The sequence below is a fragment of the Bartonella sp. TP genome (genome assembly GCF_030406085.1).
Classification (GTDB): Bacteria; Pseudomonadota; Alphaproteobacteria; order Rhizobiales; family Rhizobiaceae; genus CALTWN01.
This window is the reverse complement of sequence record NZ_CP129002.1, coordinates 142,423-157,949: the sequence shown is the minus strand read 5'-3', so window position 1 is coordinate 157,949 and position 15,527 is coordinate 142,423. Positions and strand designations below refer to the sequence as shown.

The following is a 15,527-nucleotide window of genomic DNA, read 5'->3' as shown; positions in this document are numbered from 1 at the left end:
AAATGAAATGGCAAGATGAGGCTATTATTTTGGGTAGCCGACCCTATGGTGAAACCAGTGTAATTTTAGAAGTTTTAACGAAAAATCATGGCTATCACGCTGGATTGGTAAAAGGCGGTGCCTCTAAGGTAAAGCGCTCGATATTACAGCCAGGCAATTTGGTACAAATTAATTGGCGCGCTAGGCTAGAAGAGCAGCTAGGGAATTTTTCGCTAGAGGTTGTTGTTTATTATGCTGTAAAATTAATGAATCATGCAGATTTGCTTTATGCTTTTTCTATTCTACGTTTTCATATAAATTTGCTTACTGAGCGAGTGAAGCATGAATTGCTATACGATATTTTGTTAATTTTGCTTGAATATGGTTTTAAAGCCGATGAGGCAAGTGCACGATTTTTTTTAGCTGAGTTAGTTTTGCGGTTTGAATTTGTTTATTTGGCAGAATTAGGTTTTGGCATTGATACCAATTCTTGTGCTGCAACTGGGACAACGGTAAATTTATGCTATGTTTCGCCTAAATCTGGGCAGGCTGTGTCTCGCGCAGCTGGCGAGCCGTGGAAGCACAAGCTGCTTTTATTGCCGCAATTTTTACTATATCGAGAACAAAGGTTAGATAAGATAGAGGATATTGAAGCTGGACAAAAACTGCTAACTTATTTTCTATATAAAAATATATGGCAACCAGACAATATCAAACCGCTTGCTACTAGAAGCTGGTTTTTTGAAAATATAATAGAAAATATTCAAAATCTATAAGCTAGTTAATAGTTACTATTTTCTCGCCTACGCGTATGATTTTTGCTTGTTCGAGATGATCTAACCGTAAGATAGCCAAAGCTTTTGCGCCTTTGGCTGTAGCTATAGTTCCAATAATCTTTTCATCGGCTAAGATAGCTTCGCCAGTATTTAGTGCTTGTTTGGCTGTAACTATGAATAGTCGTTTTTTTACGCTAGTTTTATGCTGCATTCTTGCTACTACCTCTTGGCCAATGTAGCAACCCTTGGTAAAAGAAACGCCTTGTAGCAAGTCATAATTTATATTATGGGGATAGATGCTGTTTGGCAGAAAATCGGCCCCCATTACTGCTATGCGATAATTTATGCGTAGCTCGTTAAAATCCTCTGCTAGAGTCTTGTTTTGATTAAGCCCACTATATTCTTGATGTAAAATTTTATAAATATGTCGAACATTTAACGGGGAAAATCTTGAGTCGTAAAAGCCATAATTCTGCTCGTTGGTGAGTATTATGTGCTCACTATCATGTTCTATAATTTCAACATTTGAGCGTAGCTTATACATAGCAAGACGCTGTAAAAAACTCTCTTTATATTGCTTATTTATAGTAAGATAAAATGAGCTGTTATTGGTGGTGAGTAAAAAGTCAAAAATAATTTTGCCCTGTGCATTTAATAATGCGGCAGGATAAAAATGATTTTCTGAAATTGCTGCTACATCAGCGGTAATGAGCGATTGTAAAAATTTTTGCGCGTCTTCGCCTCGTATTTCTAAAAGGCTGCTAGCTTCAGTACTATAATATTTAATATTGTCCATTTATAAAATTTAGCATAAAATGTAAAAAAGATAAATAAGCTAGAGGATCTCTTATGGTTTTTTCGCCTGATGATATGCGCTTCGATAAAATTTTTAGCAATGGTACTGTTGTTACGCCCGCAGGGGTTATGCGGTGTGATGTTGGTGTTGTGGGTGAAACTATAGCTTATTTGGGTGATTTAAATAAAGCCGCGGCTGAAGAGATTATTGATTGCACAGATTTACATATTTTACCTGGTGTTATAGATAGCCAGGTGCATTTTCGTGAGCCAGGGGCGGAACATAAGGAAAATTTGGTGTCTGGTTCACGTGCGGCTGTTTTGGGTGGCGTAACTTCTGTTTTTGAAATGCCCAATACAAATCCGCCAACAGTTAGCGCAGAAGCTTTGCAAGATAAGGTTGCCCGAGCTGTGAATAGGATGCATTGTGACTTTGCTTTTTGGGTAGGCGGCACGCATGAAAATGCGGCTAATGTTGGTGAGCTAGAACGCTTGCCTGGTGCTGCCGGAATAAAGATATTTATGGGCTCCTCTACGGGTGATCTTTTAGTGGCTGATGATGCTGGTGTGCGTGCTATATTACAAAATACTAAGCGTCGCGTAGCTGTACATAGCGAAGAAGAATCACGGCTTAATGAGCGTAAAGATTTGCGCATAGCTGGTGACGCTTCCAGTCACCCTATTTGGCGTGATGAAACAGCAGCGATATTGTGTACCGAAAGGTTGGTGAAAATAGCACATGAAACAAATAGCCCTATTCATGTTTTGCATGTTTCTACTAAGCAGGAGATCGCGTTTTTACAGTTGCATAAGGATCTGGTAACTTTAGAAGCAACGCCGCATCATCTTACTTTTAGCAGTGATGATTATGCTAAATACGGAAATTTAATACAAATGAATCCACCAATTAGAGGCCCTGAGCATCGCGAGGCTGTTTGGTGGGGAGTAGAGCAAGGATTGATAGATGTTCTGGGCTCTGATCATGCCCCTCATACATTAGAAGAAAAGGCGAAGCCTTATCCCGCGTCTCCATCTGGCATGCCTGGCGTGCAAACTACACTACCTATTATGCTGAACTATGTAAATATGGGCAAATTAACTTTAGAGCGCTTGGTTGATTTGACATCCCATGGGCCAAATCGTATTTTTGGTATAAGTAGAAAAGGGCGCATAGCGGTTGGGTATGATGCAGATTTAGCTATAGTGGATCTAAATCGTGAAGAAATTATTACTAATGCTAGCTCTGCCTCTAAAGTGGCATGGACGCCTTACGATAAGATAAAAATTAAGGGTTGGCCTATAGCTACAGTGCTGAGAGGAAAAATCGTAATGTGGCAAGGTAAAGTAATTGGCGAAGCCATCGGGCGTGTGGTAAAATTTATATAAAATTTTCTCTAATCTTGATTTTGTCTTTGGCCAAGTTGTGTTATTAAAGAGGCACTTATTGCCAGAGCATCTGTTTTGTAGATATTGTATGCTTTGCGGGCAGACTGTGTGCAGCTTCTGTAATTAGTGCTAAACGCGTTATAGGAATCATTAAACGCTCCGAATAGATTCTTTTTTCTTAGGTCATTTAATTTTTCACTTTGTGCTAAATCTTCTGCTTTTTGCCTAAATTGCATCGTTTGTTCAAAGCATATATTAGTTAAAAAATGCAAAGCTCCAAGCGCGCTGTATAGCTGCGCTAATCTATCGTCGTAAATCGTTTCGGTTATTTTATTTGCATCTGTAGTTGTTATAGTAGCTTTGTCATTAATCCCAGTGGCGACAGTTGGGTTATCGGTGGCGTAAGCTAGCTTTGTGCTGGCGAGCAAGATATATATAAATAAATATTTGAGCTTAATATTCATTATTTTCCACTATTATTTAGCATAATTATATTAAATAGGGTATGTTTGGCAAAACGCAAACTTAAATTTTCTTGGAGAAAGATTATGTATCAATTGTGGCTTTTTAATACATTAACCAGGCAAAAGAATCTTTTTACGCCTATAGATAAAAAAAATTTGCGTATGTATGTTTGTGGACCAACCGTATATGATTCTATTCATATTGGTAATGCTCGGCCACTTATTGTTTTTGATATATTGTTTCGTTTATTGCGTTATATTTATGGAGAAGAGCATGTTGTATATGTGCGTAACATTACGGATGTTGATGATAAAATTAACGCTAGAGCAAAATCACGTTATGGTGATATAGATCTGAATGCTGCTATACATCAATTAACGACGCTAACTAACCTTTCTTTTCAAGAAGACGCTGCTGCTTTGGGTTGTTTGCCGCCTAGCTCTCAGCCCCGCGTTACCGAACATATGGAAAATATAAAAGCAATGATAGAAAGATTATTGCAAAAAAAACGGGCCTATATCGAGCAGGATCATATATTATTCAGTGTAGAAAGTTTTGCAGATTATGGCAAATTATCTGGACGCTCGGTAGGCGAAATGTTGGCTGGCGCTAGAGTAGAAGTAGCGCCATACAAGCATGGAGATATGGATTTTGTGTTGTGGAAGCCTGCAAAGCCGGGCGAGCCTTCTTGGCCTTCGCCAGGGGGCATTGCCGTAGGCGGTCGCCCAGGTTGGCATATTGAGTGTTCTGCAATGTCTATGGCCGAATTATTAGAACCTTATGGTGGCGGCTTAGAATCTACTGAAGCAGAGAAAAATGTTTTTGATATACATGGTGGGGGTATAGATCTTATGTTTCCTCACCATGAAAATGAGATCGCTCAAAGTCGTTGCAGCTTGGGGGCCACTAAAATGGCAAATTTTTGGCTTCATAATGGCTATCTCCAGGTTGATGGCAAAAAAATGTCAAAAAGCGAGAATAATTTTATTACGGTAAAGGATATTATTGGCAGCGACGAAGCCATGTTTAGAAATAAAGGTAATGTGGTAAGGTTTGCTATGCTGCAAACGCATTATCGTAGTAATTTTAATTGGACGAATGAGCGCTATGAACAAGCGCATAATGAGCTGGCTAAATGGCAAGAAAAATTGCAAGGCGTACCTACGCAAGATGTCGCTATTGATGAATTTATTGAAGCTTTGTGCGATGATTTAAATACACCTTCAGCTATTACTCATATGCGTGAATATTTTAAGAATAATGAATTGGTAAAATTAAAGCTATCGCTAGAGTTTTTGGGGATAAATGTTACAACAGCAGCGCAACTTAATAAGCTTGAGCAGTATAAACATCTTATTGAGCAGCGGGCTAAGGCTATAGCAAATAGAGATTGGCACACAGCAGATGAAATTCGTCTTATTTTGCAAAGTAAAGGCGTTGAGGTACGAGACTGGAAAGATGAATCAGGGGCCAGACAAACTGAATATTTACATAAAACTTAGCTGCGTAAGATTTTAATAATTTCTGGGACGTTTTTAGCAATAAGCGGTGAGAAGCCAGCTAAATCATGGATAAAACCGCTGGACTCCATATGTCGTAGTAAATCTATTAAAGGCTGCCAAAAGCCAGCGATATTTGCAATGATAATAGGCTTGCTATGCCTATTCAGCTGCGCCCAGGTGGTTATTTCTGTTAGTTCTTCCAGCGTGCCGATGCCGCCAGGTAGGGCTATGAAGGCATCTGCTTTTTCGAATAGCAGCTTTTTTCTTTCATGCATAGTTTGCGTTATAATAACGTCATCTCTACCATATGGGTTAGAGTCGGCAGCCTCACGCTCAAGTAAAAATTCAGGAATAATGCCTAAGACGTTACCGCCAGCTTGGCGCGTTGCTTGCGAAATAAAGCCCATAATTCCACTATCTCCCCCGCCATATACTAAAGCAACGCCATTTTGTGCTAGAGCCGCACCAAGCTCTATTGCGGTTTCTTTAAACACTAACTGACTACCAGGGCGCGAGCCACAATAGACGCATACAGAATTTATCTTTTTCATAAGACAATTATGCTGTATAATAATCTCTAAAGCAAGAATTTTTTTAAAATCTTGCAAAGAACGGTAAAATTATCTATAAGTTGTAGCTATGAAAAATATTGCTCCAGATTCTAATGCAAATAGTTCTGCTGTCCCGCAGGAGAAGAAAACGCTTAAAACTATAGGCCAATTATGGAGCTACATGTGGCCGCAGAATCGGCCAGATTTAAAGCTGCATGTTATTTTGGCTATAGGCTATATGATTCTGGCGAAATTTATTCTGTTAGCCGTGCCATATTTGTTTAAATATGCTACGGACAGTTTGGCACCGCAGGGTGCTGGCTTTATTCAGCAACACAAAACTTTGCTCTGGGTAGCTTTGCCGATAATATGGGTATGCTCTTATAATGCAGCTAGGCTAGCGCAGGCTGGGTTGAATCAATTGCGGGACGCTTTGTTTGCAAAAGTTGCACAACATGCTGTACGCCAATTAGCTGGTAGAGCTTTTATACATATGCATGAGCTTTCATTACGTTTTCATTTAGAGCGCTATACAGGTGGGCTGGCAAGGATAATTGAGCGAGCCATAAAATCGGTAGAATCTATGGTTCGGTTTACTATTTTGAATAGCATACCAACTTTACTAGAGTTTGTTCTGGCGGCTGCAGCTTTTTGGTATTCTTATAATTTTTGGTACCTACTTATAGTAGCTATTATGCTAGTTGTTTATATCTGGTTTAGTGTAACTACCAGCACTAGACGTATAGATATTCGCCGTGATATGAATAAATATGATACCGAAGCAAATAGTAGGTCGGTTGATGCTTTGTTAAATTATGAAACCGTAAAATATTTTGGCAATGAAAAGTTAGAAGCGCAGCGCTTTGACGAAGCTATGGCGGTGTATGAAAAATCGGCAATAAAGGTTTGGACCTCCCTTGGCTGGTTGAATTTTGGTCAGGCGGCTATTTTGGCCATAGCTATGGCAATTATCATGTCGATGTCGGCTTATCAAGTAATGCATGGTACACAAACGGTAGGCGATTTTGTCTTTGTGAATAGTCTTTTGATACAATTATCTTTTCCGTTAAATTTTATTGGCACAATATATCGCGAGTTACAACAGGGGCTTACAGATGTAGAAGCGCTATTCAATTTGTTGGATACTAAACCAGAGATAGTCGATTCTAGCGCTGCTTTGCCCTTGCAGATAAGCAAGGCGAAGATAGAGTTCAAGAATGTAAGCTTTTCTTATAATCAAGATAGAGAAATATTGCATGGCATTAGTTTCTCGGTAGAGGGTGGCAAAACAGTGGCCATTGTTGGACCAACTGGTGCAGGTAAATCTACTATATCCAGATTGTTATTTCGATTTTATGATGTAAGCAACGGTCAGATTTTGATTGACGGACAGGACATTCGCGATGTTACCCAAAATAGTTTGCGGGCGCAAATCGGCGTAGTGCCGCAAGATACAGTATTGTTTAATGACACTATCGGTTATAATATTCGCTATGGAAAGGTTACTGCCAGCAACGAAGAAATGGTAAATGCCGCGAAACAGGCGCAAATAGATAAGTTTATAGCGCGCCTTTCAGAAGGCTATAATACAATGGTTGGGGAACGTGGTTTAAAGCTATCTGGCGGTGAAAAACAGCGTGTAGCTATAGCTAGAACCATTTTAAAAAACCCGGCAATCTTGTTATTAGATGAAGCTACCTCTGCTTTAGATTCTGGTACCGAGCGGCAAATACAAGAAGCGCTTGATACAGTGCGTGTTGGTCGCACTACCTTAGTTATAGCGCATAGATTGTCTACTATCGTAAATGCAGATGAAATTTTAGTATTGAGTGAAGGCCAAATAGCCGAGCGCGGCTCGCATGAAGAACTTTTGAAAAAGCAAGGTATATATGCTATGATGTGGTCCAAGCAAAAAGAAATAATGAAAGCCCAAGAGATTTTGTCTGATAATGCGTCTTATTGATTTTTTTGTGTAAGAGATAGAACTTTGTTATTAATATGATCGTTTATATTATGATTTTTTTGTTTGGCTGTTTTTGATAAGGTAGATCTATGTTGCAAGATATTTTTAGTATTATACCTCCTATACACCGTGAGGGATATCCTTTTATTGCCGGTTTTTTTATTGGTTCTGTAGTTTTGGGATTTATATGGCCTCCTTTATTTTGGATAGGCTTATTGTTGACCATTTGGTGTATATATTTTTTTCGCGACCCGCTACGTGTTATTCCGTTAGATAAGGATTTGGTAATTTCCCCTGCTGATGGTGAGATTTCGTGGGTAGGGCTAAGCAAGCCGCCAGCAGAATTAGGGCTAGGCGAAGGTGAATTACAGCGTATTTCTATCTTTATGGATGTTTTTTCGGTGCATGTTAACCGTATGCCTATGGCAGGTGTTGTAAAAAACATTGTTCATAAAGCTGGGCGCGTTATGAACGCTAAGTTGGATAAAGCAAGTGAAGTGAACGAGCGGAATAGCTTGGTGTTAGAAACGGCACATGGAAATATAATTCTTGTGCAAATTGCTGGATTAATTGCTAGGCGCATTCTGTGTTGGACGCAGCTAGAAGAACAAGTGCATGCTGGACAAAGATTTGGTTTGATACGCTTTGGCTCTCGTGTAGATATTTATTTACCAGCAGGAGCTAAGCCCTTAGTTGCTTATGGGCAAAAAACCATTGCTGGTGAAACCTGCATTGCTAGTTTTAAAGAAGATCATGCGATAGAAGATTTTCTATGCGAGTGATTGTAGATTATTATGCCGTTAAGAACTAAAACACAGCCTTTGCAGATAAATGGTGGTAGTAATATGCCAGCACCTAATCTTCCTATACGTTATTATATACCCAATTTGGTAACGATATTGGCTGTTTGTGCTGGTATGAGCGCCATACGACTTGCCTTTGAAAATCATTATGAAAAAGCTATTTTTATGGTTTTAGTTGCTGCTACCCTCGACGGATTAGACGGAAGAATTGCTAGATTGTTGAAGGCCACGAGCGCTTTTGGAGCGCAAATGGATTCACTAGCGGATGCTATAAATTTTGGCGTTGCTCCTGCACTGATAGTATATAGCTATATGTTGCATGAGGCTGGTGGTATTGGTTGGATAGCAGTTTTGATTTACAGCTTGGCTTGTTGCTTGCGCTTAGCGCGTTTTAATGTAATGTTAGAAGACAGCTTTTTGGCTGCATGGCAAAAGGACTATTTTGTAGGTATTCCAGCGCCAGCTGGAGCTTTGCTAGCTTTATTGCCAATGTATTTAGGTGCTTTGGGAATGGAGCACGGTCCAAAAACTGTATTATTCTTTAGCTTATATATCGTTATCATAGCTTTTTTAATGGTTAGCAAATTGCCCGTTTGGAACGCTAAAAATATTGCCAATAGCTTGAAGCGGGATATTATGATTCCTTTATTATTGATCCTAGTTGCTTATGTTAGTTTTATAGCAGTTTATCCTTGGCAAACACTCACTTTTACAACTTTTTTCTATATTTTGTTTTTGCCTTTAAGCTATATCTCGTATGCTAAAAAAGAGAATTATTATAGAAATCAGGGTATTGGCCGGTAAAATAATGATCAGTTAGCTGCGGGTTGTTATCGTTACGTTTTTCATTGCAAATGGCCTTGTATACCCCATCTAGCGAAAGAAAGGCGATACTGTCTACGCCAAGATGCTTAGCCATGGCTGCTGCATCAGTATAGTTATAGCTAAGCAATTCTGTTTTGGTTTTGATATTGATACCGAAATAATCTGGATAAAGCAGCATGGGGCTTGCTATTCTGATATGAATGCTTGCTGCGCTTGCTGCTTTTAATTGCTTTATAATTGCTTTTAGTGTGGTGCCACGTACTATTGAATCGTCAACTAAAATTATGTTTTTGCCTGCTATAAGCTGTTTATTAACATTATGTTTTATTTTGGCGGCCCAGGTTTGTTCGGTAATATCGGCAGCGATAAAGCTGCGCCCGGCATAGCTGCTAGCTGAAATGGCGAGTTCAAAAGGGATACGGCTCTGGCAGGCATAACCTAAGGCAGAAGCTGTACCACTATGTTGAATTGGTACAACTATGTCTGCCTGTATATAGGCTTCTGTTGCTAAAATTTTACCCATATGCTTGCGTATATTATAAATATTTTGTCCTTTTATCTCGCTGTCATTATGTGAAAAATAAATATATTCGAATATGCATAATTTTGCTGGCTTCGTACATGGTTTTTGCAGTTGTATAATCTCTACGGAACCGTTTGTTAATTTTTTGCAACAAATTATTTCACCATTTTCTACTTCTCTTACAAACTCAGCGCCTATGATATCTAAAGCGCAGCTTTCAGAGCAAAATATCGGGCTGCCATCCAGCATTCCCATGATTAAGGGGCGAATGCCTATAGGGTCACGAGCAGCAAACAATATATTTTCATTTAGCGCGACTATAGCAAATCCGCCGTTAATAGCATTTATAGTGTTGGTAAAAGCTGATTCTATAGTTGCGTTTTTTGCTAAGCTGTTTAGCTTAATAAGCTTTATTAAGCCATGGCTATCACTTGTATTTGATTTGGCTGAAGTCGAGATTAATAATTGCCCGTTATGAGCTAGGCTTAGATTTTGCGCTATTGGCGAGTTTACCAAGAGTGGTTGTATATTTTCAAGTTCGGTATCACCTAAGGTGCTATAACGTACGTGGCCTATGGCGCTTTCGCCTGGTAGTTTAGATAAAGCTTCGCCAGCATTAAAATTGCTTAATACGGTACCTAGCGCCTTTTTTTGGTATATTCGCGTTTTTTCATAAGAAATTATGCCTACGGAATCTTGCCCTCTATGCTGCAAGGCATGCAAGCCTAACATGGTTAGATAGGCAGCATGCTCGTGGCCTAAAATTGCAAAAACGCCACATTCTTCCTGTAATTTGTCAATTGGCAAAAAATCATGGTGCATCCTTGGCTGTCTCCGAGACTTTTTGTTTAATTAAGGCAAATATTTGGTCTAGATTTAGCAAATCTGGAGGTATCGCCCCATAAATGCTTTGTCCCATTTTGTAAAGCAAAGGATAGGTTTTTGCAGATACAAACCATGCTGGTTGCTTCTGCGGTTCAAAGATATTGCTTATTAATAAAGAGCTTAGCGCCATTATAATTACTGCTCTAGCAACGCCATATACTAGGCCTAGAAAGCGGTCTAAGGGGCCGATGAAGCTGGTAAGGATAAGGTCTGATATTTTTAATGTTAAGAAGGATATAATTATTAAGCTAATGCAGAAAATTGTAGCTAGGCCAATGATTTTCTGTAAATTATGGCTAGAAGTAAGGTTTTCTAAAATCGGTATGAGTATAGGATGTAGCTTATAGGCTAAATAAGCCGACAGAATCCAGGATAAGAGTGATAATACTTCGCGTGAAAAACCGCGTAGCATAGCTATTATGCCAGAAATTATACTAAAGGCGATGGTTATGATGTCAAATATTGTCATAAATTTTTAGTCCTCTCTTAAGCCTTGTCTGTTTTTTCGCTCGCTATAGCTGCAACTAATTCGGCCAAATCTCTATATTTAGTATAGGAAAAATTTTCTAATAATGGTAAATCTTTCGTATTTTGCGATATTATAGCATGTTTAAAGCCTAATTTCTGTGCTTCTTTTATACGATGCGCAGAAAGTGAAGCAGGGCGGATGGTGCCAGAAAGGCTAACTTCACCAAAATAGATATGATCAGCAGGTAAGGGCACTCCGCTTATGGCAGAAATAAGCGCTGCTGCGGCCGCTAAATCTAGGGCGGGTTCTGTGGTTTTGTAGCCCCCAGCAATGCTTATATAAATATCATGATTGTTTAATTTTAGGTTGCAATAAGAGGATAAGACAGCCAAAACCATTGACAGGCGATTGGTATCCCAGCCTACTACGGAGCGACGTGGCATACCGAGCGAGGATTGTGAAACTAGTGTTTGTACCTCTACCAACAGAGGTCTTGTACCTTCCATGCCAGCAAAAACGGCAGAGCCCGGTGCATTTTCGCTGCGATAATTTAGGAAAAGTTCGGAGGGATTTTGTACCTCGTTTAAGCCATCATAAGACATTTCAAATACGCCAATTTCATCTGTTGGGCCAAAGCGATTTTTGATAGTGCGTAAAATTCTATAATGGTGGCTTTTGTCTCCTTCAAAATATAATACGGCATCGACCATATGTTCTACAACTCTTGGTCCTGCTATTTGGCCTTCTTTAGTTACGTGGCCCACTAGGATTACTGTTGTACTGCTATTTTTTGCAAAGCGTATCATTTCTTGCACGCTTGTTCTAACTTGTGTTACCGTGCCAGGCGAGGAATCGGCTAGGTCTGACCATAAAGTTTGTATGGAATCTATGACTACTACGTCTAAATTTTCACATTTTTGCAATGTGGCCAAGATATTTTCTACATTTGTTTCGGCGGCTAATTTTACATCGCTTTGTAAAATGTTAAGTCTTTTTGAGCGTAGTTTAATTTGGGCTATGGCCTCTTCGCCAGAAACATAAACAACGTTGTAATTTTTATTGCTAAGTGCGGCGCAGGCTTGGGTAAGCAAAGTGGATTTACCAATGCCAGGATCGCCACCTAATAAAATTGCGCTACCGGGAACAAAGCCCCCGCCAGTAACCCGGTCTAGCTCATTTATTTTTGTTACAATTCGCGGCAATGTTTCTATCTCGCCGCAAAGTGAGGTCAAGGCGATCTTTGTACCGCGAAGCTGCTTTGCTTTTGGCCTTGTACCTATGCCTATTTCACCATCTAATTCTATTATACTATTCCATTCATCGCAGATATCGCAACGCCCAGCCCATTTATTATGGATAGCATCGCATTTACTGCATATGAATTGTGCTTTTGTTCGCATTCTTTAATAGTTTCTTGCTGGCGTATAGCTTTCTGTGGCACGATCATAAAAGCGAGTATATTCTGCTTCAAAAGCTAATTCGATATTGCCAGTAGAGCCATGTCTTTGTTTCGCGATTATAATTTCTGCTGTTCTTCGTACCGCATCCATTTCTTCTTGCCATATGTCGTGTTGGTCTGTTCCTGTAGCTGGTTGCTCTTGCAGTTTATAATAAGCAGCGCGATACACAAACAAAACTATATCGGCATCTTGCTCAATCGACCCAGATTCTCTGAGATCAGAAAGTTGCGGGCGCTTATTCTCGCGATGTTCTACCTGCCTGGATAATTGAGATAAAGCTATGATTGGTACATTTAGCTCTTTTGCTAGAGATTTCAGAGCAATGGTTATCTCGGTTAATTCATTAACTCTGTTTGCTGAAGTGTTTTTGCTGCTCTGGATTAATTGTATATAATCGATAACAAGCACATCAAGTCCGTGCTGGCGTTTTAAGCGGCGCGCTCTAGAGGCGATTTGCGCTATTGAAGCGCCTCCTGTTTCGTCTATATATAGTGGTAAAAATTCTAATTTGCGCGCTAGACCGCTTAGTTTAATGAAATCATTTTCTGTAATATCTCCACGACGTATTTTGTGGGACGAAATTTCCGCTTGCTCAGAGATAATACGTGTTGCAAGCTGCTCGGCTGACATTTCTAATGAAAAAAAGCCAACCATGCCGCCTTCTTGTATGCTTTCTTCTTCCGTTTCAGTTTTTGCTTTCGCTGCTTTATAGCGATTCGCTATGTTAAAGGCTATATTGGTGGCTAGCGAAGTTTTGCCCATGCCTGGCCGCCCAGCTAATATAATCAAATCTGAGCGCTGAAGCCCGCCCAATGCATTATCCAACGTTACAATATAGGTCGGAAAGCCAGAAAGTTTGTTTGGTCTTTTATAAGCACTCTGCACCAGCTCAATAGATTTTTGCAGAGCAGTTTTGAATGGAGCAAAGCCAGTATTGATTTGGCCTTTTTCTGCTAGATTGAATAATGCTTGCTCGGCCAATTCAATTTGGTCATAAGGCGAAAGCTCTAATGGTGCGTCAAAAGCTGTTGTTACAATCTGGCCGCCAATATCTATTAAGGAGCGCCTTAAGAATAGGCGATATATCATAGTAGCGTAGCCAAGGGCGTTTCTTATTGTAACGGCTTCTATTGTTAGTTGAACCGCATATTCATAGGCGCTGATATCGCCTATATTTTGCTCTTTGTCCAGAAATTCTTTTAGCGTTAGCGGTGTCGCGACTTGGTTTATATTAACTTTTCGAGTTATTAGTTCATATAAAGTCCGATGAAAAGGCAGAATAAAATGCTCAGCTCTTAAAAAATCGGAGATTTTGTCAAGACCATCATTATTTATTAAAAGCTCGCCTAATAAAGCTTGTTCTGCTTCTAATGAATGTGGCAAATGGCGAAGTGATGAAGCTGCGCCCCCCGTACCAGACGGCGCGCCTGCATAATCACCCATAATAGTTTTATTACGCTCCGCTATGTTTGCCACTTCTTCTCACTATATAATATTACTATCAAGAATTTTCTGGTTCTAACTCTTCTTCATGTTCGACAGTTTCTTCTTTTCCGTAGATCGCCTCTGCGGTATTCAATTTTTCTCCCGCTGTTTGGCGGTTAGCCTCTTCGATGGATCTGGCGATGTTTAGCACTACTGCAGACTCAACCTCTGGGTGTAGGCTTATAATTATATTGTGCAAACCTATAGTCTTTAGTGGTTGGTTTAGAATAATTTGATTTTTTGCTACTTCAAATCCACCTTCTGAAAGTAAATCGGCTATATCACGGGCAGACACAGAACCATATAAATGCCCTGTTTCGCCAGCGGAGCGCACTGCTATAAAAGTTTTGCCTGTTAGAATTTTTGCGACTTTTTCTGCTTCGCTTTTTCTTTCTAAGTTTTTAGCCTCTAGCTGAACTCGTTGATTTTCAAAAATTAGCTTATTTGCATCATTAGCACGAATAGCTTTTTTTTGTGGTAACAAGAAATTTCTAGCATAACCATTTTTAACTTTTACTATATCACCCATTTGACCTAAGCGCGCGATGCGTTCTAGAAGTATTATTTGCATGTGTTTTTCCTTTCCATTTCAAATAAAATATTTATATTGTCCATAATATTTCAGTGTTGACCACAACCCCATTAAAGTTAATGTAATAAATAGTGGTGCAGTAAAAATTACACTACTAGCCAGGCTTACATAGATTAATGTTAGCAAAAAGAATCTACCATACATCGGCCAGGTTAAATTGTGTAAATAAGCTAATCCAGCAGCAAAAAAGGCAATTATAAAGCTAACTAACCCAACATTGGCTACTAGCTCTATTGCATGACTTGTTGGTACAAAGCTAAAAAAAAGAAACAAAGGTAGTAACAGCATAGAAATTAAGGGTAGAAACAAATCTTTTGGCCAGGAAAAATATAAGGTTTTTAGGCTATTAATTTTTTTGCTTAATAGAGTAGCAAAATATAAATTACTAAGGCTAAAGCATAAGCAATATATTGCTAGCATATTTGCTAAGATTAAATTGAAATGTTTTTCTAGCAGATTCTTTGCCTCAATAAGTTTCTCATGCAGATTAATATCGATATTGTAAGCTTGGCCCACAGTCAGTGCATGATTTATCTTTGTGAGTATAATATGTTTTAAACTATCTTGCAGGGCTGGCATATGTTCTAACAGCAACAATAAAGTGCTAATTATGATAATATTTGCGCATATCAAATCAAAAAATACAGTAGATAGTGTAAGTTTTGCGTTATTAGCTAACCGAAAATAACTAAAGTATAACAGACTAGCGCCAAAAAAAGCTGGTAATAAAAACACTCCAGTATGCATTATAGCGTATAATGGGGTAGTTAGTAATAATAAGCCAGCTGTTGTGGCTAGTAAAGCACCTAATCCGGCATAGATGTTTATATTTAATGTTATCAAATATAACGGTACAGTAAGGCAGCAAGCTAATGGAATAGAAAATATTGAACCATTTCTTAATAAATAAACAAATAGCAAAGCAGAGCTAAGCAAGCCTAACACTGCAAAAAGGGTCATGCGTAATTCGTACCAGAGATATATAGCTTTGTTCATTAATTTGCTGTCCTGCTTAAATTGCAGTTAGAGAATATACTCAACTTTTAAGTCAGCATTTTTGCTGACTTA

15 protein-coding genes are annotated in these 15,527 nt (G+C 39.1%); 6 read left to right on the top strand and 9 right to left on the bottom strand.

Annotated features, from left to right (window positions below; genetic code table 11):
- The first annotated feature begins 2 nt into the window (after positions 1-2).
- Positions 3-755, top strand: coding sequence for a DNA repair protein RecO (gene recO / locus QVL57_RS00820; RefSeq protein WP_290076707.1), 753 nt, complete (start codon positions 3-5; stop codon positions 753-755).
- A gap of 1 nt (position 756) precedes the next feature.
- Here the strand turns inward: recO and QVL57_RS00815 are convergent, their stop codons facing one another.
- Positions 757-1,551: a hypothetical protein gene (locus QVL57_RS00815; RefSeq protein WP_290076703.1), complete on the bottom strand. Its 795-nt coding sequence runs from the start codon at positions 1,549-1,551 to the stop codon at positions 757-759.
- Between the two features lie 74 nt (positions 1,552-1,625).
- Between QVL57_RS00815 and QVL57_RS00810 the strand changes: the two genes are divergently transcribed.
- Complete coding sequence (locus tag QVL57_RS00810; protein WP_290077422.1) at positions 1,626-2,936, top strand: dihydroorotase; 1,311 nt, start codon at positions 1,626-1,628, stop codon at positions 2,934-2,936.
- Positions 2,937-2,944: 8 nt separating this feature from the next.
- Here the strand turns inward: QVL57_RS00810 and QVL57_RS00805 are convergent, their stop codons facing one another.
- On the bottom strand, positions 2,945-3,400 hold the full coding sequence (locus QVL57_RS00805) for a TIGR02301 family protein (protein WP_290076702.1): 456 nt from the start codon (positions 3,398-3,400) through the stop codon (positions 2,945-2,947).
- A gap of 84 nt (positions 3,401-3,484) precedes the next feature.
- On the opposite strand from QVL57_RS00805, the gene cysS reads away from it, so the two are divergent.
- The gene (gene cysS / locus QVL57_RS00800) at positions 3,485-4,903 is read left to right on the top strand and encodes a cysteine--tRNA ligase (RefSeq protein ID WP_290076699.1); all 1,419 of its coding nucleotides are present in this window, start codon (positions 3,485-3,487) and stop codon (positions 4,901-4,903) included.
- On the opposite strand, the gene QVL57_RS00795 is transcribed toward cysS, so the two are convergent.
- A complete protein-coding gene (locus tag QVL57_RS00795; RefSeq protein WP_290076697.1) occupies positions 4,900-5,454 on the bottom strand; it encodes a TIGR00730 family Rossman fold protein in 555 nt (184 codons plus the stop codon). The genes cysS and QVL57_RS00795 overlap by 4 nt on opposite strands.
- 88 nt (positions 5,455-5,542) lie before the next feature.
- Here QVL57_RS00795 and QVL57_RS00790 point away from each other — a divergent pair, with 88 nt between their 5' ends.
- From QVL57_RS00790 to pssA, 3 genes are all read left to right on the top strand, one after another.
- Positions 5,543-7,417: an ABC transporter ATP-binding protein/permease gene (locus QVL57_RS00790; protein WP_290076695.1), complete on the top strand. Its 1,875-nt coding sequence runs from the start codon at positions 5,543-5,545 to the stop codon at positions 7,415-7,417.
- 89 nt (positions 7,418-7,506) lie between these two features.
- Entirely contained in the window at positions 7,507-8,199 is a 693-nt protein-coding gene (locus tag QVL57_RS00785; RefSeq protein ID WP_290076693.1) for a phosphatidylserine decarboxylase, read from the top strand.
- Positions 8,200-8,262: 63 nt separating this feature from the next.
- On the top strand, positions 8,263-9,024 hold the full coding sequence (gene pssA / locus QVL57_RS00780; RefSeq protein WP_290077420.1) for a CDP-diacylglycerol--serine O-phosphatidyltransferase: 762 nt from the start codon (positions 8,263-8,265) through the stop codon (positions 9,022-9,024).
- Here the strand turns inward: pssA and QVL57_RS00775 are convergent.
- From QVL57_RS00775 to QVL57_RS00750, 6 genes are read right to left on the bottom strand one after another with little or no spacing between them, the layout of a single operon-like run.
- The gene (locus tag QVL57_RS00775) at positions 8,981-10,390 is read right to left on the bottom strand and encodes an amidophosphoribosyltransferase (protein ID WP_290076691.1); all 1,410 of its coding nucleotides are present in this window, start codon (positions 10,388-10,390) and stop codon (positions 8,981-8,983) included. The genes pssA and QVL57_RS00775 overlap by 44 nt on opposite strands.
- Positions 10,380-10,922, bottom strand: coding sequence for a CvpA family protein (locus QVL57_RS00770; RefSeq protein WP_290076690.1), 543 nt, complete (start codon positions 10,920-10,922; stop codon positions 10,380-10,382). The genes QVL57_RS00775 and QVL57_RS00770 overlap by 11 nt, the downstream gene beginning before the upstream one ends.
- Positions 10,923-10,939: 17 nt before the next feature.
- On the bottom strand, positions 10,940-12,322 hold the full coding sequence (gene radA / locus QVL57_RS00765) for a DNA repair protein RadA (protein ID WP_290076688.1): 1,383 nt from the start codon (positions 12,320-12,322) through the stop codon (positions 10,940-10,942).
- A gap of 3 nt (positions 12,323-12,325) precedes the next feature.
- A complete protein-coding gene (locus QVL57_RS00760; RefSeq protein ID WP_290077418.1) occupies positions 12,326-13,825 on the bottom strand; it encodes a replicative DNA helicase in 1,500 nt (499 codons plus the stop codon).
- Positions 13,826-13,883: 58 nt separating this feature from the next.
- Positions 13,884-14,438, bottom strand: coding sequence for a 50S ribosomal protein L9 (gene rplI, locus QVL57_RS00755; protein WP_290076686.1), 555 nt, complete (start codon positions 14,436-14,438; stop codon positions 13,884-13,886).
- 18 nt (positions 14,439-14,456) lie between these two features.
- Complete coding sequence (locus QVL57_RS00750) at positions 14,457-15,455, bottom strand: hypothetical protein (protein ID WP_290076684.1); 999 nt, start codon at positions 15,453-15,455, stop codon at positions 14,457-14,459.
- Between the last annotated feature and the right edge of the window lie 72 nt (positions 15,456-15,527).